Raw genomic sequence first — 21,415 nt, 5'->3', positions numbered from 1 at the left:
CGTCCTCTAAAGCAGGTCGCAAGATCCCATATGGAAGCATTCGAACAGCTGGAAAAAATCGTTCTTCAACATGCTGAACTGGAAAAAAAGCTCAGCGATCCGGAAGTACTGCGGGACAGGGAAACCTATCAGAAATACGCCAAGGAGCACGCCGCGATTGCGCCGGTGGTGACGACCTACGGAAACTACAAGCGCGTACACGAAGAAATTCGAAAAAACCAGGAATTGCTTTCGGATGCGGATGAGGACCTCCGCCAACTGGCCCGGGAAGAGATTCAGGAACTTCGAGGGGAGGTGCAGGAACTAGAAGAACAGCTCCGCACCCTCATAACGCCCAAAGACCCCAACGACGAGAAAAACATCGTTCTCGAGATACGGGCCGGAACGGGCGGCGATGAGGCCGCCCTTTTTGCGGCAAGCCTGTTTCGCATGTACACCCGATACGCCGAATTGCGCCGATGGAAGACCGAGGTGCTGAGCCGGCACGCCACCGGAGTCGGGGGCTTCAAGGAAATCATAGCGCTGATCGAAGGAAGGGGAGCCTACAGCCGGCTTAAGTTCGAGAGCGGTGTGCATCGAGTTCAGCGGGTTCCGGTGACCGAGGCCCAGGGACGGATCCACACGTCCACCGTCACTGTGGCGGTCCTTCCCGAAGCCGAAGAGGTGGAAATCCAGATCGATCCCGATGAACTTCGGATCGACGTGTATCGTTCCACGGGGCATGGAGGCCAGAGCGTGAACACCACCGACTCCGCGGTCCGGGTGACCCACTTGCCCACCGGGATCGTGGTAACGTGCCAGGACGAAAAATCGCAGCACAAGAACAAGGCCAAGGCCCTCAAGGTTCTCCGCGCAAGGCTCCTGGATATAAAGGCTCAGGAGCAGCAGGACCAGATCTCGAAAGACCGGAAGAATCAGGTAGGCACCGGAGAGCGGAGCGAGCGCATTCGCACCTATAACTTCCCCCAGGGACGAGTCACGGACCATCGAATCGGGTTGACGTTGTACAAACTCGAGCAAGTGCTCGAAGGAGACCTCGATCCCGTCATCGAGCCCCTCTTTGCCAACCATCAGGTTGAAATTCACCGACCGGATGAGTCTTGAGAGCCGCCACGGAACGAGTTTGGACGATCCGGGACGTCCTCAACTGGACGATCGCTCATCTGAAGAGCAAACAGGTCACTCAGCCGAGGGCCACGGCGGAAGTCCTGCTGGCCCATGCGCTGGGCGTGGATCGCATCTCGCTCTACATCAACTTTGACAAGCCGTTGAATCCGGACGAGCGCGCGCATTTCCGCCGGTTGATCAAGAGAAGGCTGGCCGGCGAACCCACCCAGTATATCACCGGTCGTCAGGAATTCTGGTCCCTAAGCTTCCAGGTGAACCCTCATGTTCTGATACCGAGACCGGAGACGGAACTGATGGTCGAGGAGTCGCTGCGGCTTTTTCGGGACGCTCGTCCATCCTCCGTATTGGAGCTGGGGACCGGCTCCGGCGCTGTCATCGTGGCCCTGGCCAAGGAACTCGACTCAGACATACGGATCGCAACGGATCGCTCGGTTGAAGCGGTCTTCACCGCCCGCAGGAACGCCGAATCGCTCGGGTTCGGAGGACGCATCCAGTTCCTGGCGGCCGATCTGTTCCAGCCCTTTAAGACCGAGCCCGTGTTTGACCTCATCGTGTCCAACCCTCCCTATGTTTCCCCCGAGGAATATGCGGATCTTCCGCGTGAAATCAAAGACTTCGAACCGAGAGAGGCGCTGATGGCGGATCGGGGAGGCCTGGCCGTGCTCCATCGCATTCTGAAGGAAGCTCCGTCATACCTGAAGCCCAGGGGGTGGCTCTTACTCGAAATCGGATGCACCCAAAAGGAACGCGTTTTGAAGATCGCCGAGCAGATGGAAACGTATGTTGACGTGAGCGTGTTGGACGACTATTCTGATCGGCCGAGGCTGCTTCGAGTTCAGAGAGGGTAGAAGATGGACAAAATCAGGATCGTTGGCGGAAAACGGCTTTCGGGTGAAGTCGCTGTAAGCGGGGCCAAGAACGCGGCCCTGCCCATTCTTGCGGCGACGATTCTGACGGAAGGGCCGAACCGCTTGCTGGGCATGCCCGGACTGAGGGATATTGCTACGATCCAGGCCCTGCTCACGAGATTGGGAGTCCGATTCGAGAACTCCGATGGGCTTGTGGTGGACGCGGCGCAAATGGATAGATGGGAAGCCCCTTACGACCTGGTAAAGACCATGCGGGCATCGGTCCTCGTACTGGGACCGCTTCTGGCTCGCTTCGGCCGGGCCAAGGTGTCTCTGCCCGGGGGTTGCGCCATAGGAGCTCGCCCCATCGATGTGCATCTCGCCGGGCTGGAAAAGATGGGAGCAGCCATTGAACTCGACCATGGTTATGTGGTGGCCAGGGCTTCCCGCCTGAACGGCGCCGAGATCGATATGGACATCCCCTCGGTAACCGGCACGGAAAACCTGCTCATGGCCGCGACTCTGGCAAAGGGAGTAACCGTCCTCCGAAACGCGGCCCGGGAACCTGAAATCGTGGATCTGGCAGACGCCTTGAGCAAAATGGGGGCTCGCATCCACGGCCAGGGAACGTCCACGATTACCGTGCAAGGCGTGGATCGCTTGCACGCCGCCACCCATACCGTTATCCCGGACCGAATCGAGACGGGGACCTACATGGTCGCCGCCGCCATCACGGGAGGGGACATATTGATCCGCGGCGGCCGGATGGACCATTTGACGGCCCTCACCGAGAAATTGACGGCAGCGGGAGTCCGCGTCAATGAGGAACCCAACGGCTTCCGGGTCAGGGGAGAGCGAAGAGTGCGGGGCGTTGATGTGACCACGGCGCCTCATCCGGGTTTTCCAACCGATATGCAGGCCCAATTTATGGCGCTTATGGCGGTCTCGGACGGCCTGAGCGTAATTACGGAAAACGTGTTCGAAAACCGGTTCATGCACGTGAGCGAATTGAAACGCATGGGAGCCGACGTTCAGGTGGTGGGAAGAAACGCCGTAGTCCGGGGCATGCCTTCCTTGGGAGGCGCGCCGGTCATGGCCACGGATTTGAGAGCCAGCGCATCCTTGGTGCTGGCCGGTCTCGTTGCGGAGGGAGAAACGGTGGTGGATCGCGTCTATCATCTGGATCGCGGCTACGAGGCGCTGGAAGCCAAATTCTCTTCCCTCGGCGCTCAGATCGAACGTATTGCATAAGGATTCGAAAAACCCTCAGGGTCAACCACCGGCCATGAACGTAAGGGTGCGTTTTCGCCTGATGTAAGTCATTCATATATACCCTCCAGCCATACGCCAAACATCATGCGCAGACTTCTGGTGGTCATAACCATCGCCTTTATGGCGGGCCTCGTTCTGGGTCCCCTCTGCGTTCCCGTCAAGCCTCTCATTTACCTTGCGCTCGCCCTGAGTTTCCTTACGGCAGCTTTTCTGCTGCTGAAAAAGAAAAACGCGGTCGCAGCCATCGCGCCCGTTTTCATGTTCATCGGAATGCTGCATGGAATTCCGAGCGATCCCACCTCGTCTTCGTCCGAACACATCGTCCTTCTGGCCGACAAGGAGGCCGCTTTTCCCGTGATTGCACGTGTTACGGACGACGCAGTCAACTATCTGGACCGCACGGTCTTCACGGTGGAGAGCGACCGGGTATGTGAAAGTGGGACCTGGCAGTTGTGCCAAGGCAAAGTCCGTGTCAACGTACTTCATGCTGCACAAACGTATTACAAGGGACAGCAGCTCGCTCTGCTCCTGGAACCCAAACGACCCAAGAGCTTTCGAAATTCCGGGGGATTCATATACGATCGATTTCTGGCTCGAAGAGACATCTACGCCACGGCGTTTGTGCCGGACGAGGCGTACGTGGTCCCGTTTGGTCCGGACGAAGAGGTCTCGTTGGAACAGCGTATTCTCGACTACCGGCAGCGGTTGTCCCGGTTTTACAGCAACACGCTGGGGCCCGACGAGGCGGCGGTCTTAAAAGCCCTGATCCTGGGGAATCGCGGAGAATTGAGCTCGGACGTCAAGACGTGGTTCCAGAATACCGGGGCGGCCCATCTGCTGGCCATCTCCGGCCTGCACATGGGCATGGTGGCTTTCGGATGTTTCTGGTTGATCCGATGGCTGTTGAGAAGATCGGCCCGACTGGTCTTGCACACCAACGTGTTCAAGTCGGCATTGATCCTCAGTGTGGCGCCGCTGATAGGCTATGTGGCTGTTTCCGGAGGCTCCCTGTCCGCCTTACGCTCCTTTATCATGATTTCAGCGTTCATGGCCGCGTTTTTGCTGGACAGGGATCCGGATACGCTTACCTCGCTGGCACTGGCTGCCTTGGTGATTCTGGCCGTGTGGCCCACCGCGGTGTTCGAACCTTCCTTCCAGCTTTCTTTCGTCACGGTGACCGCCCTGATTTGTGTGGCGCCTCGCCTGGCGGACATCCTACCCAGGGAATCGTTCCGATCCCGGTTTGTGTTCTACGTTGCCGCTCTTCTGGTCACGTCCCTGGTGGCCGGGTTGGCGACGGCGCCTCTGGTGGCCTACTATTTCAACCGGGTTTCCCTGGTGGGACTGCCGGCCAACGCCTTACTCGTGCCGTTGACCGGGTTCTGGATTCTACCGCTGGGCCTGCTGGGAACCGGACTGCAGTCCGTGTCTCCGTGGGCGGCGGCCCTCGTGCTGAAGGCCTCCGCTTTGGGTGTGTCAGGCATGATCCGGATCGTACGAAGCCTGGCGGAACCGGATTGGAGTTCCACCACCGTGTTCACGCCCAGCCTGATTGAAATTTCCCTCTGCTACGCCGCTCTGTTGCTTGCCGTGAATGTGTGGAAAAGAAGATGGATACCCTGGGCGTTGGCGGGCGTGCTGGTGCTCGGCATGGTCGACGCGGCCTACTGGGCGGTCAAGAGGTGGGGGCAGGAAGGCATCACGGTGACGATGTTCGACGTGGGGCAGGGAGCTTCGACGTTGGTGACGTTTCCCAAAAGCGTTCACATGGTCGTCGACGGCGGCGGTTTCGGCTCGAGTTCGTTCGATGTCGGAGAGCGGGTGGTGGCCCCGGTGCTTTGGGCTCAAAAAATCTTGCGCCTGGACTATCTGGTGCTCACGCACCCACAGATCGATCACGTGGGAGGACTCCCCTTTCTGGCGGAAGAGTTTCGACCCCGGGAGCTTTGGACCAACGGGGAGCCGGGAGATAATGAAGCCTATGCCCGCCTCATGGCCGTGGTGCGGGAAAAGGGCATCCGTCATCGCGTCCTCTCTTCCCGGAGCGCCCCTATGAGCATCGGGGACGCCCAAATCGAGGTGCTCCATCCCCCGGAACCTTTTCAGCCGGACGGACGGCCGGACGGTGGACTGGACACCAACGACCGCTCGCTAGTACTCAGAATCCGGGGGAACGGCATGACCGTGTTGTTTCCCGGAGATCTCCAGAAAAAGGGGGAAAGGATATTGATAGAGTCGGGCAAGCCGATCCGATCCCACGTCCTGGCGGCGCCTCACCACGGGAGCCGGTCTTCCAGCTCGATCGCCTTTCTGGACCGTGTGCGGCCTCGGATCGCGGTCATCAGTGCGGGCCTTGGAAACCCTTGGAATTTCCCTCACCCCGATGTGTTGAGCCGCTACCGCGATCGGGACTGTTCCGTCTATCGAACGGATATGGACGGGGAGATCGTCATCCACGCGGAAGATGGGAAGATCCGAATACGCACCTTCGGCCGGAGAGAGGAAACCTTCGAGCTTTTCGAAAGGTTGGAAGACGGTTTACCCGATCCCCGAGAGTTCGGGCTGAAATAGGCCGACTCGAGGCGCGACACCGGACCCGCCGGCGGATCCGGTCACTGGATCCGGCTCGCGGCCAACGAAGGTACCCCGGTTTGGATTGGCCCCTCGGGTGAGGCGCGTTATTTTTCCGTGCGTATTCATCTCTCGCCACCAGAAAAGCCGACCTTTTCCGATTCTACAGACCGCGATTTCATCAACAAAATTGGGTTCATACGGAATTATTGGATATTGACCCGGGAAAGAGCAATCAGGTAGCCTATTCAGCAAGAGCAGGCCTTGGTCACCATGAAATGCACTACAATCCGAACAGAAGTTGCACAAAAAGGAGCTGACACACAGGACGAGGAAGGGGGTTTGACCGGGCTTTACGATGACATAAATCGATGTTCTGCGCTTTAATGCACCATCATGAGAAGGTATTTACTTTACATTTCTTATTAAAAAAGAGGCGCTATCATGAAATTATCCCGTATGAGTTTGTTTGCCGGTTGCGTACTTGCCGTTACATTAGGCTGTTTTCTTTATCCGTCTACAACAGTCGGTTTCGATATCCAGATCGATGTTGCTCCGAATGTACTCAACATTCAGAGCGAAAGCACGGTTGTCACTGTTCACACCGACATCGACTATAATTTGGTCGTTGGATCGAGCGTGTTTCTCAACAATGTTGCAATCGACCACTGGAAAGCCGACGATCGAGGCAATTTTGTTGCCAAGTTCTTGTCGGACGAGATAAAAACCTTGGACGGATTGATCATAGGCGATTACAATACACTGACGTTGACCGGTTACACGACCGAGGGAGAAGCATTCATAGGAAGTCAGGACATCATGGTCGTTAACAATATCCCTCAAGGGAAGAAATAACGATCAGACGGCGCTCAGGTTACATCACTTTGGTTTTATGAAAGGCAGAGATGGATATGCTCTGCCTTTTTCTTCATGCTCGGGGGATTCCGGGGAGCTAAATAGCTCCCCGGTTTATCTTCCCCGGAGTGTTGAAGGCCTTCAGGCGGGAGGAGCGGTCATCTCCCTGAGCCGCTTCAGCAGATCCGCGGGAACCGTGTCATCAACCGCTTCGAGAGCCGGTTCCGGCCGGCCGCCAAGCACCTCGAAGCCGCGATTGAGCACGCGATCGTTCCAAATCGCATCCAGATCGTTCTTGATCAGCTTTTCGGAAGCCAATTCGATCGGCCGTTGACTTAATTTGCTGACTACCCAATGGTTGGCGACATTGGCGAGCCATCGACTGTTGTCCCGAAATGCATCCTTATTGTGAGGCAACAGAGCGCGCCTGGTAAGCAGGAGCCACGCGAGGGTCGCCATTTCGTGGGCCGTAACCGACTCCGAGGCCATCACCAGACCGGTCTCCGGCTCCAGCACATACCCATCGTCCGGACCGAACGTGGCGAGCATTTTGTCCGCCGCGGAGAGCACCAGCCGTTGTTTTTCGAGCAGGGTTTTCACCGTATTGCCCTCGGCCGTTTTCTCGTGGAACGTGGATGCATCCCGATGATATTCCAGGCGCGTGTCCGTGCGCCAGTAACCCACGGCCGCCTTCAGGCCCAACGTGGCGCCCGCAAGCACGTGCCGGCCGCAACGGGGCACGAGAACGATATGATCCACCTCCTTGAGTATGCTGGGCATCATGAGTCCGCGTTTCCAGTGGGAGCCGGCGGCCGGCATATCCTCATAGAAAGCGTCCCATCCCGCTTCTTCGAAAAAATGGAGTTCCGCCCCCGCCTCGATCACGGCCCGGGCCATGCCGCTGTGTTCCATCAAACGGCGGGAACTGCCTTTGAAGCCTTTCGGCGTCAGTTTGACGTGCTCGATGCCGGACATATCTCCCACAATCACCCGGCCCGCTCCCTTTTCCTTGAGCGGTTCGATGGTCGCCGCAAGGGCCATGGGGCTCGTTGTGGCGGGATAGGGTTTGCCCGAGTTCGAGGCCGGTTTGACGAACACGGCGTCGCCTTTGGACAACCAGGAAAAATCCGTGGCCGCTTCCGCCACGGCGCGAATCGCGGACTTCAATGTTTCGGAAGAGGGGTCCTTGGGTACGCTGGCGAGGAAGACTCGGGCGGTAGTTGTCGTGGTCATGATGTTCTCCTATTGAAATCCGAGGGAAACGTTGAAAATCCCACCGGCGGGACTCAGACTCCCTTCAAACCTTCCAAGCATGCCCGCACCGCTTTTAGCGGAGAGGGTGTGGAAGGGCGCATTTTTTAACCACCGAACCTGTCGGGTATTAAGCAGCCGAGCGTCCGGTGAATCCTATTTCCGCCAGGCCGCATGATATCTAGGGGTATTGATTTACGAGCCAATGGCAGGTAGCCTACCATAATTCAGTTGATTTAACCCGCCCTCGTAGTAGGAATTTTCAAGAAAGGGCCTGTCTGCTCAAAGCCGGGTTTCAACGGCGGTTAAGTCCGGCGGAAAGGATTCTCCACCATGCGCTGTCCTGCATCAACTCCCGTCCTCGCAAGCCGTCCCATGCGGAAGTCCGGCGCCTTCCATCAACGAGCGGCCCACGAACGCCGGCGCAGCGCCCGTTGGAAAGGGACCTGCCGTATCATTCTGCTATTCTTGGTTGTTGCAGCCCTGGCCGGATTCCCAGGGCTTTTTCCCGGAAACCCCGCGGCGTTCGCCGAACCGCCCAAAGCCACGCAAGGGGCTTCGCCTGCGGCCGCGTACCTGGAACTCCCTTTGCCCCAGGATGGCGAGATCAAGAGTTTTACCGACCGGGAATGCCTGGCCCCTTTCGAAATCAAGGCCGCGGCCGGATCGAACTATCTGGTGAAACTGGCGGACGACGCTTCCCATGCCGCCGTCATGACGATCTTTGTGAAGGGCGGTTCCACCATCCAAGTCGACGTACCCTTGGGAACCTATGAATTAAAATATGCGGCGGGCGACAAGTGGTACGGCTACGACCACCTGTTCGGACCCAATACCGGGTACAGCAAAGCGGACACCCGGCTGAACTTCATCCGCACCGAAAACCAGGTGTCCGGCTATTCGGTGACCTTGTACGCCGTGCCGAGCGGAAATTTGAGGACGTACGCGATTAATGCGAGCGAGTTTTAGGAGAAAAGGTCCGAACTGCGCCCAAAAAACCTTTGACGATGCTCGCGAGCTTGAGTTTTAATACCAATCGGTTTATTGTGACGTCATATAAACTGAAGTAGAGTGATTTTCGGGCCCCGTTGGGAATAGGGGATTGTACTCAGAAACCACGGACGTGGTAAGGGGCAGTCCCCTTTTTTCTTTGTTGTAGGAGGGACGCTAAACCAAGTTCGTTTCAATATGATGTAATCACATAAAAAAACAGCATCCGTCCTCTATATGGAGACGAAGATGAGAATATGCTCATATGTTGTCAAAAACGGCTTCAATATTTAGACGCAAAGAGTGGCAGTTATCTCGGGGGTCAATTGTGATGAGAATTAAGGGGGTCGACTTTGACGACCATTTGCTGGCGGCTCAACGCGAAGGATCGTTGGTGGTTTTCGCCGGAGCCGGCGTTTCCATGGGGCCACCATCAAATTATCCGAGTTTTAAGGAGCTGGCTGAAGAGATCGGTAAGCTGGCCCGTGACAAAATCAAGAGTGATGAACCCATCGAATACTACTTTGGCAGACTCGTTCGGCGTGATTTCCCTGTTCACGAGCGAGTAAAGCATCTACTTTCCGATTCAGCGTCGAAACCAAAAGGGCTACACGAAGACCTCCTCAGGCTTTTCAGCGACATAAATCGGGTTCGTTTGGTCACCACTAACTTTGACACCCATTTACAAACGGCCGCAGAGGATGTGTATGGAAAAGCCCCTGAGGTTTTCAAAGGTCCTGCTCTGCCTTTAGGGCATGATTTTCACGGGCTCGTTTACCTGCATGGCAGTGTTCTCGACGATTCAAGGCAACTTATTCTGACGGACCAAGATTTCGGCCGGGCCTATTTAACAGAGGGCTGGGCCACCCGATTTCTTTTTTCCATGTTTTCTCGATACACGGTCTTGTTCGTGGGCTACAGCCACAACGATACTATAATGCATTACCTTTCGCGTGGGTTGCCGCCCGAAAGAACTGGGACTCGCTTTGCCTTGGTCGACGCGAGTGCCAACATGGATGAATGGCGGTATCGCGGTATTGATCCGTTATCATACTCCTTATTGATGGATGGAATAGATCACTCAAATCTGGACGTGTCAGTTGCCGGCTGGGCTGATTTGGCAAACCGTGGCGCATTGGATACGGAACAACGCATAGCGGAACTCGTTGAGGGAGAACCTCCTTTGGACCCGGAGTCTCAAGGTTATTTGCTTTGGGCGACCAAAGATCGAATTGCGTTGCGGTTTTTCGTACGTCACGCGAAAGAACCGGAGTGGCTGAAATGGGTTGCCGACCATAAGCTGTTGGATTCCTTATTTTCACCAAAAGACCTTTCCGAACGGGAGTGGGAGCTGGCAGTGTGGGTTGCCGAGGATTTCGCGGCAGACCATCCTGAAAGTGTTTTCTGCATACTGGGGCGTTACCCTACGGCGCTGAACGATGTTTTTGTTTCGGAGATCGCCAGACAGCTTGCTCATAGGAAACCGTCCCCTAATAAGGAAACCATTACTCGATGGATTCTAATTCTGGTGCAAAATAGCGCTTCTGTGAATTACCAGCCCGGCTTGTCGTTTGTCATCTTGCTGGAACGGGCTATTGAATTAGACGCCATCAATGCGGCTACCTTGTTGTTTGCGCACCTCACAGAGCCCCGCCTAAAGCTGAAAAAACCTTTCAACTTGCTGGATGAAGAACAGAAAGAAGAGAATGTAGTAGATGTGGAAGTTGAATTTCCAGATGTTCATCTTCACCTGCAAGAGCTTTGGAGTGGAAAGCTCCGTCCTAGACTCGCAGATCTGGCGATTCCTCTTTGGCCAAATATCATACGGAACATCTGCCAAGCTTACGAACTCCTCCATGTATGGGGAAAGGCATCACCGCAATGGGATCCTCTGAGTTTGGAACGCTCATCCATCGAGCACCACGAACAAGATCAATACCCGAGTAGTATGGATGTCCTAATTGACGCGGCAAGGGATTGTCTGGAGTGGGCCCTTCACACTCATGAACCTATTGGACGCGCATGGATTGAAAGCCTGGCGGCTATGGATTCGCAGATTTTACAGCGTTTGGCAATCTATGGCATTTCAATCACCAACAGCCTGACTCCTGCGGAAAAGGTACGGTGGCTGCTTGAGAAAGGTTTTCTGATGGCCACAGGATTGAAGCACGAGGTTTTCCAATTATTGAAACAAGCCTATCCAAAGGTTGGTGCCGAGTTACGCCTAGCACTTCTGGATGCCGCGATAACAGAGATAGATTCGGTTCCCGAGGAAGATAAGCGGGATAAGGACGGAAAGGAATACAAGAAGTTCAATTTATTCATCTGGTTATCTTCAGCAGATCCATCATGTGAAGAAGTAAGGACTCGATTGGACGAAATTAAGCTTAAATTCCCCGACTTCCGGCCCAGAGAACATCCTGATCTGGCTTTTTGGCTGTCTGGAGCAAGTTGGTCTGGCCCCCGAAGTCCCTTATCCGTGAATGAACTACTTGAAATACATCCGCAGGAGTGGATGGAGGATTTTGTGACTTATGTTGGGGATGATTTCAGGGGACCAGATCGGAATGGACTACTCAAGATGATCGGAGAGGCCGTTGCGCTGGATCTCAGTTGGGGAAAAGAACTCGTTGGATGCCTCATTGAAAAAAACGATCCAACTTTGGATCTCTGGGAGTGTGTCTTTAGCGGGCTGAGGAGTACGGAACTGTCAGAGGAAGAGTGGGATTTCATTCTTTCGATTTCTCAGGAAGTGCGGGGACTGGCAAGGCATCGTGCCGATGATATCTCAGACCTGCTGGAACACGGTGCACAAAAAAAAAGTGGAGGAATACCAGTCTCGTTGCTTGGCAAAGCCGATGAGGTCGCCGAGAAAGTCTGGAGCACTCTTGAGGATAAGGAAGACGAGGGGGGTAATGACTGGGTAATGAAAGCGATCAATCACCCTGCCGGAAAGCTACCCTTGTTCTGGTGTCATGCTCTCACCAAATCCCAAGAGAAGGACGGAGGAAAGAAGCTGGAATTGATCCAGCCGTACAAAGATCGGTTCAACACGATTATCGATGCCAAGACCGAGGCTGGGGCATTGGGTCGGGTCATCCTCGCCAGCCAGTTAGGGTTTCTGTCCTTCCTCGATGAAGTCTGGTCGCGTGAAAACATTGTTCCACTATTTGACTGGAATAAAGGGGCAAAGCAGGCTCGCCAAGCCTGGGAGGGGTGGCTCACTTGGGGACGGCCTTTGGCCCCCGTGCTAGATGAACTCCTACCCCATTATCGAAACGCATTCTCACATCTTTCATCTGAATTAGAGAGAAAAAGGGAACCATTTGTACAGCATGTTGTTGTCATCTCACTGTTTGGAATAAACAATCCGTTGGAGGATAATTGGTTATTCGATTTTTTGGAAAAAGCTGAGGAGCAAGACCGGACTATCTTCGCATCGCATCTCGGGAACCGTCTCTTCAACATGAAAGATGACACTAAAACCGGACTCTGGCAACGATGGTTGAAAAGATATTGGGAGGCCAGAAATCAAGGGGTGCCGTTGTCGCTTTCTGAGGGGGAGCTCAATCGGATGGTCGAATGGGCGGGCGAGCTGGAACCGGTTTTTCCCGAGGTGGTTGACGTCATCTGCGAGGGCAGGGTTCCTACACTAGAGCATACTTCGGTCTTTCACCGCATGAAAAAAGGGCAAAGCGGTCTCTCTGTTCGCTATCCTGAGGCCATGTGCAGGTACTTGATTCATCTGATATCATATACCGATGTTCCAAGATATTTTTGCAGGGATCTCGAAGAATTGACGGACCAAGTCGTTTCTTCCGAAGCCCCCGCCGATTTGCTGAAACAACTTTGCGAAAGGTTGGCTAAAGTTGGATGTCTCAATGCCGGTGAGCTATCAAAGAAAATCAAAGGCTGACTACTACTATCTGACCGTCGATTCAGGAGGATCAGACGGACCCTGCCCAACCGGCAATCCCCCGCTCGCTCGGCCTACTCGATCTGCGTGTTGCCGGGCAACAAAAGGCCCCACCCGAATTATGACCGCATTCGTATGCAAAATGTAAGCCGTACAGCCGCCTCTTGTCCTACGGACCCGGACAACAAGTTGTCCGGGCCACCCCTTGAAACGTTCTTATCGGACGTGTCTGCCCCTCCCCGTTTAGTAATCACTTCCCAGGTACCGCTCATCCCCGGTTGCGGCGCGGAAGCGGCGCAACCCGCTCAAAAAGTTTTGAAAGGGGGGTTACGGGGGGGAAACTTTTCCAAAAGTTTCCCCCCCCGTGATTCACTTCAATACTAACCTCTCCTCGGCTCCTTACCGCGGGCGCTTGCGGAACACGATGTCTCCGTAATAGGCCGTGGCGGACTCGCCGGTGTTGTCCGTATCGGTCATGACGGCCACCCCGGAAATCGCGGGCGGCTCGTCTTTGAACGCATTTTTGTAGTCCTCATAGAGATTCCGTTCTTCATCCACCCACGTATTGAGCTTCTCCTTTCCGCTTTCGATCACCACCATCATGGTCCGGTCGGTGTACGGGTTGGGTACAACCAGCCCCTGCGGCGCATTGGAAGCCCAGATATAATTGATGGAAGCCAGGGGGGGATACTCTCCATAAAACAGTTTCGCCACCTGGTATTTGACCTTGTCGGAGAAGCTCAACTTGTCGGCGTCGTAGGCAAACGTGATGTAGATCCGGGCCGGGTAGTCGTCCCCTTCCTTTTTATGCACGTCGCCTTTCTTGAGAATGTTGACCGCCTTCCATCGCCATTGGACAATGGGATATTCCTTGGGATCGATGGCGATCTTTCGAATCAAGCCCGAGGCGGAAGCTTCGGCCGTGGCTTTCACTACCACCTGTCCGTTCTCTTCGACCAGTTGGTACCGGGTGTGGCGTTCGATTTTCTTGAAATTTAGCGGTTCCCAGTGGGCCGGAAGCGGGCTGGTCGCCGCTTCGGCCGAGAAGGGACCCACCTCGATTACGGACGGGGATTCGGCGAGGGTGATCGGACCGCTCAGGACAACAAGGATCAAAACGATGGTGAAGGAACTCAGACATGCTTTTGATACGTTCATTTTGCACCAGACCTTGCTTGGGTACGTGGACAGAAAAGAAGGTGTTACCATGAATGCTCATTTATCTTAACACAGTCATCATCGGTTCATAAATGAAGAATAGCTTTTCGGTGCGACATCATGCCGGTCTATGATGCAATAGATACGGCACCGAGTCCGAAGGACAGAAGGCGACTTACGTCTTAAATCATAGGGCTGTGTGATGTCATACGCCGGGTGGGACCTCTTGTTGCTGCGCAAGGCGGACAAGCAAGTTGTCCTGGCCACCCATGTCCCTGTTTTCACGGATGAAATCAGGCTCTATCGGCTTATTGGGGCTGAAGCGGAGCCAAATAGATGATGCCCTCATCGCGACCTTTTCTCTCTCCCTCGACGAACTCGGGCCATACTACAGAGGGAGAAGAGGCTATCTGTCGGACGTCCGGGTACGGGGGTGCGTTTGCCTCGCCCTTTCCAGCACGCATGCCGGGTTACGCTCGCGTTGCTCGCTAACCCAGCCTACCGCTGCCCTGAATTCCGGTTGCGGCGCTACAACAGAGGGAGATGGTAAGGCACTTTGGCTCCTTCGGGGCGATGTACGGTGCCCCGGCCTCCGGTTGCGACGCGGAAGCGATGCTTGCCGCTCGAAACGTTTCCCCGGAAAAGCACGCTTGGGACATGTTCAAATCGCCAACCGAATATTGTACCCGCGCGATCAATAGGGTACACTAGCCACTCGGCCGATCGTCGGATTAGGAGGAGGATTCGAGGGAGACACCGCCTCGTGGAGAACCTCCATATCGAGAAAATCCTTTCACATGACTATACACAGGAGCCCATAGATGGTTCGGAAAGCCTACGCAGATAAGCTCATGTCCCCGGAACAGGCCGTGTCCATCGTATCCCGGGGCGCCACGCTGGTTCACGGTATGGGCGCCTCGGAACCGCCCGCCCTGCTGGGCGCCATAGCCGACCGCATCCGGAGCGGCGATCTCAAGAATCTATACGTATTCTCGCTCTTTCCCATGGGCACGGCGGCCAAGACGATCCTGGCTCCCGACATTGCGGACCAGGTGTTCGCTTATACCTGGTTTGTCAGCTCATCCGACCGGGGAACGGTCAAATGCGGGTTGTGTTCCTTCGTGCCCAACAATTTTCATGAGGTGCCCAGGCTCTGCAGCGAGTTCATGAACATCGACGTGACGGTCACCACGGTATCTCCCATGGACCGGGCGGGGTATTTTACCTTCGGCACGGTGAACGATTACATTTCCACGGCCGCCCGCCACTGCAAAACGCTCATCGTGGAGGTAAACGAGCATATGCCCAGGGTGTTCGGGGACTCGCTCTTGCACATATCCGAAGTGGACGCCGTGGTGGAGCACCATTCGCCCCTGCTCGAGTTGAAGCCCGCCGAGCCCACGGAGGAAGACAAGATCGTGGCGCGTCAGGTGGCGGAGTTGGTGCCCGATGGAGCCACCATTCAGCTCGGCATCGGAGGCATCCCCAACGCGGTTTGCAGCTTTCTCGATGACCGCAGGGACCTGGGCATCCATTCCGAGCTGTTCTGCCCGGGCATGATGGATTTGATCCGCAAAGGCATTGTCACCGGAGCCCGAAAGAACCTCCACCCCCGCAAACACGTGTTCACCAATGCCCTGGGTACCCGGGAAATGTATGATTTCATCCACGACAACCCGAGCATGGAAACCTATCCGGTCTCCTATATCAACGATCCCGGGGTCATTGCGCGCAACGATCGATTCATATCCATCAACGCCACCATCGAGGTGGACCTGTTGGGACAGTGCAATTCCGAGTACTTGGGCGATATGCAGTTCAGCGGCACCGGCGGACAACTGGATTTCGTTCGAGGGGCTTTCAACTCGAAGGGAGGGAAATCCATCATCGCCTTCCGTTCCACGGCCAAAAACGGGCAGGTGTCCCGCATCGTACCCAGTCTCGAAAGTGGGGCCGTGGTCACCGTGCCCCGCATGGATACCCAGTACCTAGCCACGGAATACGGCATCGTCCAGGTCAAGGGCAAATCCACCCGAGACCGGGCCTTCGAGATCATCAAGATTGCTCATCCCAAGTTCCGCGATGGACTGCTCCGCGAAGCCGAGGAACGGCGAATCGTGTAAGAAGTGTTTCTGAGAGTGCCCGGGGAAACCTTTTGAAAAAGGTTTCCCCGGCCCCCTTCCCAAACTTTTTGAGCGTGTCCGCACCGCTTTCAGCGAAGCGGCTGAGTGATTGCTGGTGTACCATCTTCGAGGGAATGACCCTGTCCAGGTTTGAAATCGTGGAGCTATGCCTTACACTGTCCATATGCTCCAAGAGCAACATGCCCTCCGGCAACAAGAACGCCTTTCCGCCTTGCGGCATGGTGATCGCTTAGGTTTTTTGCAGGGGGTCCGGGGGACGGCTTTTTGCAAAAAAGAGTCCCCCGGACAACATTTCTATCCAGGAGTCCGATATGAAGCATGAGGACATCATCACCGTAGCATGCGCCAACGTGCATCAGCTTGCTGCGGGCCGGGAGGGCGATCTTGACAGACTCACTCAATTCATCGGTCTGGCCGCCCGGGCGGGAAGCAATCTCATCGTGTTCCCCGAGACGGCGTTCACGGCGGCGGGCTCGTTGACGGACGAGTCGGAAACCCTGGATACGCCTCGCCACGAACTCGCCGAAACCATACCCGGACCGCTTACGGAAGTCCTGGAGAAGGAGGCCCGCAAGCACGACATCTACGTGGTGGCGGGCATGCTCGAAAAGGACGTTTCCGATCCCGAGGTCATCTACAATGCCGCGTGCGTCATCGATCCGGAGAAGGGACTCGCCGGGGTTTACCGCAAGACACATCTTTTCAAAACGGAGAAGGCCTACCTGACTCCGGGAGACGCCTTGCCCATTTTCGAGACCAGATACGGACCCATCGGAGTGCTTATCTGCGCGGACTTCTATTGCTACCCCGAAACGGTCCGAACCTTAGCGCTTGACGGCGCCAGGCTGATCCTCCTGGTTACGAGCGTCATGGTCACACTGAAGGACCTCGAAGGGAAGATCGTCATTTACGAGGGAGCCCTCGAGTTTGTGCCGGACATCATCAAAGTCCGCTCCTACGAGAATCACATCCACATAGCGGCAGCCAACACCGTTGGACCGTCGCTCATGGGGTACAGAGGCTTCGGTAAAAGCATGATCGTGGGCCCACATCCGCCGGGATCATTCTTCGTGAAGACCTTTGCCGGACCGGCGAGTCAGGTGCAAGACGAACTGATTACAGCCACCTTGAACCTGAAAGACATGGACGCGGTCCGCCGGCGTCTGTGGGAGAACCGTCGTGCGGATCTCTACGGCGCCTTGATTCGGGGCGCGAAAACATAAAGACCCCAACGAGCCTGGGGCAACCGGGACGAACCGGCGTTATCCGCCGTCAACAATTACATGGAAAGGATGGAGGACATGGACATTCGAGAGGCGATCCTGGCGCGACGCAGCATACGGCAATTCCTTCCAAAACCGGTTTCCGAGGAAATGATACGGGAGTTGCTCCAGGACACCCTTTGGTCACCTTCGTGGGGCAACACCCAGCCCTGGGAAATCGTGGCTGCTTCGGGCGATGCTCTTTCCCGGTTTCGAGAGGAGAATGTGGAGGCCCTGCGTTCCGGCAAGCCGATGCAGCCGGAAATACCCTTGCCGTCCAAGTGGTCCGAGGCGCTCAAAGACCGGTACAACGACGTTACCAAAGGCGTTTATGACGCCCTGGGCATCCGGCGGGACGACAAAGAAGCGCGGTTTCAGCACCTGGTGCGTATCTTCGGCCTGTTCGACGCTCCCGCTCTCGTTATCATGGTCCTGGACGAGTCCCTGGCGCTCGAGTATTCCATGCTGGACATCGGCATATTCCTGCAGACATTCTGTCTGCTGGCCCACGGCAAAGGACTTGGGACGTGCATCCTTGCCGCTTCGGTGCTTTATGCGGAAATCGTGCGGAGGCACTTTCAAATTCCTTTGGAAAAGCGGCTGGTCATGGGCGTGGTTCTGGGATGGCCGGACCTCGAGGCCCCCGTAAACCGGTTCGAGCGGCGGCGGGGAAACCTGGAAGAGTTCGTGCGATGGGTTTGACGATCCTTCTATCCTGAAAACGAATGCTTCCTATGCATTCGGGTTAGTGCCCGCGGGCGCAGAAGCGGTCCCAGCCCATGAGATGCGCGGCGCCTGCAACGGTGGTGCCGTAGAAAAGAACCGGCTTTTTGCCCAGGAATCGTTCAATGGTCCGATTGACCAGTGTGCTGCCGGTAACCAACAGCAGATCGGCCCATGCAATCACGTCGTCCGCGGCTTCGGGACCTTCCACCAACACCTGGAACCTCCGGCCGCCCACGTTGTCCGGGTCCAGGTCCAGAAGGCGCATGGGGTATTCCGACGCCAGGGACTCGACCATACGGGGCTGAAATCCCACCTGGCCGATGTTGACCCGGCCGAAGCGGTTCTTGATCTGTGCGGCCAGTTCCGCGGCGCACTGTTTCGGTTCCTGATCCCTGCAGTGGACGGTTCCCCGCACCTGTCCCATATGGCGCAGCGCGGCATTCAGCGTGGCGATGAAAACGGCGCGGCGATAGTTGTTTTCCAGAGGCATTTCCAGAACCTCTTTCAGCGTTCCTTCGAAGTCCCCGAACCGGTCCGTGAAGGCCTGTCCCGAACCCCGGCCGAAGTCGGCCTGCATCAGTCGCTCTTTGCCTTTCTGAAGCGGAAAATCGTCGGCTTCCGGATTTCCGATGGCCTCCTCCGTGCTTAGGGCCACGGCCCGAACGGTTACAGGCTCCTCCAGGATTCGGGCGGCTTTCCATAATGCCAGAGCCCGTTCTTTCAAAACGTCGTAAAGGTCATTCATGCGTTCGCCACGGCCTTTCGATACAGGGGCGACATGCTTCGCAACGTGTCCACGGCTACCTTCAGTGCGTCCAGAAAGCGATCCACATCCGCCTCCGTATTCTCGGCGCCGAAACCCACCACGAGGGTTCCTTGAGCGTCCGCGAATTCCCTTCCTATGGACAGAAGCACATGCGACGCCTGGAGCGCCCCGGCGGCGCAAGCCGATCGGGTGGATACGGCTATGCCTTGCTCATCCAGCATGAGGACAATGCCTTCGCCCTCGATATACTTGATGGACACGGAGACCAGATTCGGCAGGGAAAGTTCCGGATGGCCGTTGATAATGACATCGTCTATGCGGTCTTTTAACCCCTGTATGCACTTTTCTTTCAATTTCCGCGTTTGCTCGATGCGCCGGTCCATCTGTCGAGCGGCCAACTCGGACGCTACGCCCATGCCAATGATCCCGATGAGGTTTTCCGTACCCGCGCGCTTGTTGTTTTCCTGCACCCCGCCGTCGAGCAACGGCCATGATCCCGTACCCTGACGGATGTACAGTCCCCCCACTCCTGCGGGACCGTAATATTGACCGGCTGCGAAGCTCAACAGATCCACCTTGAGTTTTTGCACGTCAACGGGCACAACCCCCACGGAACACACCGCGTCACTGTGGAACAGGATCTTTCTCTCTCGGGTGATCTTTCCGATTTCCTCGATGGGCTGCACTGTTCCGATCTCGTTGTTGCTGTGCATGATGGTTACGAGAATGGTGTCGTCCTGTATGGCGTCGGCCACGTCTTTGGGATTCACTCGGCCGTACTCGTCCACGGGCACGGAGGTCACCTGGTACTCGAGCATTCTGAGTCTTCTCAGGGAACGCAACACCGCGTTGTGCTCGATGTTGGAAGTGACGATATGCTTGCCTTTGTCCGCTTTAGCCAGGGCAACACCCTTTATGGCCTGGTTGATGGATTCCGTGCCCCCGGAAGTAAACACCACTTCCTTGTCCATTTTGCTGTTGATGAGTCGCGCCACCTGTTCCCGGGCCTTTTGCAGCGCTTCGGCCGCCTCGTCCCCCAGTTGGTGCTGACTGGAAGGATTGCCATAGTTTTTATGAATGGCGTCCACCATGGCCTTTTGCACTTCGGGCGCTAACGGAGTGCTGGATATATGATCCAAATTAATGATGCTCATTGCTTTTCTCCCAATCCGAATCCCACATATGCTTTATTCGAAGAACAGGGCCGGACGAACAAGGTGAAGGGATTATATTACCGGGAAATCCCCGCTTTTCACTTTCTTGCCGCATGCCGCGCAGTATTCCATATCATCTGTAACGTCCGCATCGCAGTACGGGCAGTAGCAGTGCTCATCGTGATCGTGTTCCAATGGCTCCACGCGTTCGGCTTTGGGCGCGGGTTTTCCGTCTCTCTTGCGTTCATAGTCGCTTATGGCCAGATGCAAGGCGTCGGCGCCCAGATTGGAGCAGTGAAGTTTATTCTTGGGGAGGCCTTCAAGTGCGTCCGCCACGGATTTGTTGGTTATTTTTTTTGCTTCCTCGATCGTCTTCCCCTTGGCCATTTCCGTTATCATGCTGGAAACAGCGATGGCGGCTCCACATCCAAAGGTGAGGAACTTGACGTCGTCGAGCCGGTCGTCTTTCACTTTGATATACAACGTCATCATATCGCCGCACAGGGGGTTTCCCACTTCGCCGACACCATCGGCGTCTTTCATTTCACCCACGTTCCGAGGGCTCTTGAAATGGTCCATCACGGTCTGACTATACATCGTTTTGCTCCTTTGTATGAACTTGCTGAGAAGAGCCGACCAAAGACATTTAATCAAATATAGGTCCATTTCAGTAAAAGTCCATCCAAGGAGGAATGCATGGGGAATAATACCGCGTCATCGGAGAACAGGATCTAAGTTCATGTTGCAGGGGTATTCCAACTTAGATGGAGCGCCGCGGATCGAAGCCTTACATTTGTCTGAACAGGTGTGCGTAGCTTCGGCTGACCGTGAGGATTTCGGGGCGGTCTTTCAGCTATTCGAGTTGCACAACGATTCCGTTTAACGGCCCGTTCACATCAAAGGCGCACTCGTCGAACGCCGGGGCGCGGAAACTCGGGCGGGACGGACGGTAGTTGCCCCAGGGCTCTTTGGGACCGAACATCCCAATGTCCAGCTTTTTGTTTCCGTTGATATCCTGGAAAGACTGAAGAGCGTATCTCCCCGGAGGCACATCCTTCAATACAAAGGTGAGGCTTGCCCCGGCATGGTCCGGATTCCCGATAGGTATAACGCCGCCCATCCTGAAATGACCAGTGTCCGCAGGTTCCTCGAAGGCTCCCCTGTCGACGAGACGATAGAAGACGTCGCCTTTGTCACCGGCCCCCCGGATTTCCCCTTCCAGAGTAAATCCGCCGGAGCCGCTCCAGGAAAGCGAAGCCGCCATCACCAACATGATCGCCACAAACCCGCCTGTTTTGTACATCTCAACGCCTCTTTGTCCCATAAACCACCGTGTCCTCCCGTTGTCTTCCGCGTTTCCTTGCTTCAAGGGCG

General features: G+C 55.7%; 15 protein-coding genes and 1 pseudogene. 10 read left to right on the top strand and 6 right to left on the bottom strand.

The genetic code is table 11. The features are described from left to right. Window positions 1-30 precede the first annotated feature (30 nt). The 5 genes and pseudogenes from prfA (at window position 31) to HY788_05045 (ending at window position 6,674) form a co-directional block, all read left to right on the top strand. A complete protein-coding gene (gene prfA / locus HY788_05065; protein MBI4773543.1) occupies window positions 31-1,104 on the top strand; it encodes a peptide chain release factor 1 in 1,074 nt (357 codons plus the stop codon). Then, window positions 1,101-1,976: a peptide chain release factor N(5)-glutamine methyltransferase gene (gene prmC, locus HY788_05060; GenBank protein ID MBI4773542.1), complete on the top strand. Its 876-nt coding sequence runs from the start codon at window positions 1,101-1,103 to the stop codon at window positions 1,974-1,976. Before prfA ends, prmC begins: the two co-directional genes overlap by 4 nt. Before the next feature lie 3 nt (window positions 1,977-1,979). Then, complete coding sequence (gene murA / locus HY788_05055) at window positions 1,980-3,227, top strand: UDP-N-acetylglucosamine 1-carboxyvinyltransferase (GenBank protein ID MBI4773541.1); 1,248 nt, start codon at window positions 1,980-1,982, stop codon at window positions 3,225-3,227. A 105-nt stretch (window positions 3,228-3,332) separates the two neighbouring features. Further along, window positions 3,333-5,819, top strand: a complete 2,487-nt coding sequence (locus tag HY788_05050) for a DNA internalization-related competence protein ComEC/Rec2 (protein MBI4773540.1) — start codon at window positions 3,333-3,335, stop codon at window positions 5,817-5,819. 531 nt (window positions 5,820-6,350) lie between these two features. Beyond that, window positions 6,351-6,674, top strand: a pseudogene (locus HY788_05045) (hypothetical protein). Between the two features lie 141 nt (window positions 6,675-6,815). On the opposite strand, the gene HY788_05040 reads toward HY788_05045, so the two are convergent. Next, window positions 6,816-7,907 carry a DUF362 domain-containing protein gene (locus HY788_05040; GenBank protein ID MBI4773539.1) on the bottom strand — a complete coding sequence of 364 codons (1,092 nt, stop codon included), beginning with the start codon at window positions 7,905-7,907 and terminating at the stop codon, window positions 6,816-6,818. 351 nt (window positions 7,908-8,258) lie between these two features. Between HY788_05040 and HY788_05035 the strand changes: the two genes are divergently transcribed. Together HY788_05035 and HY788_05030 are read left to right on the top strand one after the other, a co-directional pair. Then, window positions 8,259-8,894 (top strand): hypothetical protein, encoded by a 636-nt coding sequence (locus HY788_05035; GenBank protein ID MBI4773538.1) that lies wholly within the window; start codon window positions 8,259-8,261, stop codon window positions 8,892-8,894. 349 nt (window positions 8,895-9,243) lie between these two features. Continuing rightward, a complete protein-coding gene (locus tag HY788_05030) occupies window positions 9,244-12,831 on the top strand; it encodes a DUF4020 domain-containing protein (GenBank protein MBI4773537.1) in 3,588 nt (1,195 codons plus the stop codon). Between the two features lie 399 nt (window positions 12,832-13,230). On the opposite strand, the gene HY788_05025 is transcribed toward HY788_05030, so the two are convergent. After that, complete coding sequence (locus HY788_05025) at window positions 13,231-13,947, bottom strand: DUF3047 domain-containing protein (protein ID MBI4773536.1); 717 nt, start codon at window positions 13,945-13,947, stop codon at window positions 13,231-13,233. Window positions 13,948-14,810: 863 nt separating this feature from the next. On the opposite strand from HY788_05025, the gene HY788_05020 reads away from it, so the two are divergent. The 3 genes from HY788_05020 (at window position 14,811) to HY788_05010 (ending at window position 18,097) form a co-directional block, all read left to right on the top strand. Continuing rightward, window positions 14,811-16,112 (top strand): acetyl-CoA hydrolase/transferase family protein, encoded by a 1,302-nt coding sequence (locus tag HY788_05020; GenBank protein ID MBI4773535.1) that lies wholly within the window; start codon window positions 14,811-14,813, stop codon window positions 16,110-16,112. Between the two features lie 332 nt (window positions 16,113-16,444). Next, a complete protein-coding gene (locus HY788_05015; protein ID MBI4773534.1) occupies window positions 16,445-17,356 on the top strand; it encodes a carbon-nitrogen hydrolase family protein in 912 nt (303 codons plus the stop codon). A gap of 78 nt (window positions 17,357-17,434) precedes the next feature. Beyond that, window positions 17,435-18,097 carry a nitroreductase gene (locus tag HY788_05010; protein ID MBI4773533.1) on the top strand — a complete coding sequence of 221 codons (663 nt, stop codon included), beginning with the start codon at window positions 17,435-17,437 and terminating at the stop codon, window positions 18,095-18,097. Window positions 18,098-18,140: 43 nt separating this feature from the next. On the opposite strand, the gene HY788_05005 is transcribed toward HY788_05010, so the two are convergent. The 4 genes from HY788_05005 to HY788_04990 form a co-directional block, all read right to left on the bottom strand. Next, window positions 18,141-18,866 (bottom strand): hypothetical protein, encoded by a 726-nt coding sequence (locus HY788_05005; GenBank protein MBI4773532.1) that lies wholly within the window; start codon window positions 18,864-18,866, stop codon window positions 18,141-18,143. After that, window positions 18,863-20,041, bottom strand: coding sequence for a cysteine desulfurase (locus tag HY788_05000; GenBank protein ID MBI4773531.1), 1,179 nt, complete (start codon window positions 20,039-20,041; stop codon window positions 18,863-18,865). The genes HY788_05005 and HY788_05000 overlap by 4 nt, the downstream gene beginning before the upstream one ends. A gap of 72 nt (window positions 20,042-20,113) precedes the next feature. Beyond that, window positions 20,114-20,638 (bottom strand): Fe-S cluster assembly scaffold protein NifU, encoded by a 525-nt coding sequence (gene nifU / locus HY788_04995; protein MBI4773530.1) that lies wholly within the window; start codon window positions 20,636-20,638, stop codon window positions 20,114-20,116. A 256-nt stretch (window positions 20,639-20,894) separates the two neighbouring features. Then, complete coding sequence (locus tag HY788_04990) at window positions 20,895-21,365, bottom strand: DUF2141 domain-containing protein (protein ID MBI4773529.1); 471 nt, start codon at window positions 21,363-21,365, stop codon at window positions 20,895-20,897. Window positions 21,366-21,415: the final 50 nt, after the last annotated feature.

The organism is Deltaproteobacteria bacterium, from assembly GCA_016208165.1.
Taxonomy (GTDB): domain Bacteria; phylum Desulfobacterota; class Desulfarculia; order JACQYL01; family JACQYL01; genus JACQYL01.
Note: the sequence above shows the minus strand (reverse complement) of the source record. Positions and strands in the feature narration are given on the sequence as shown.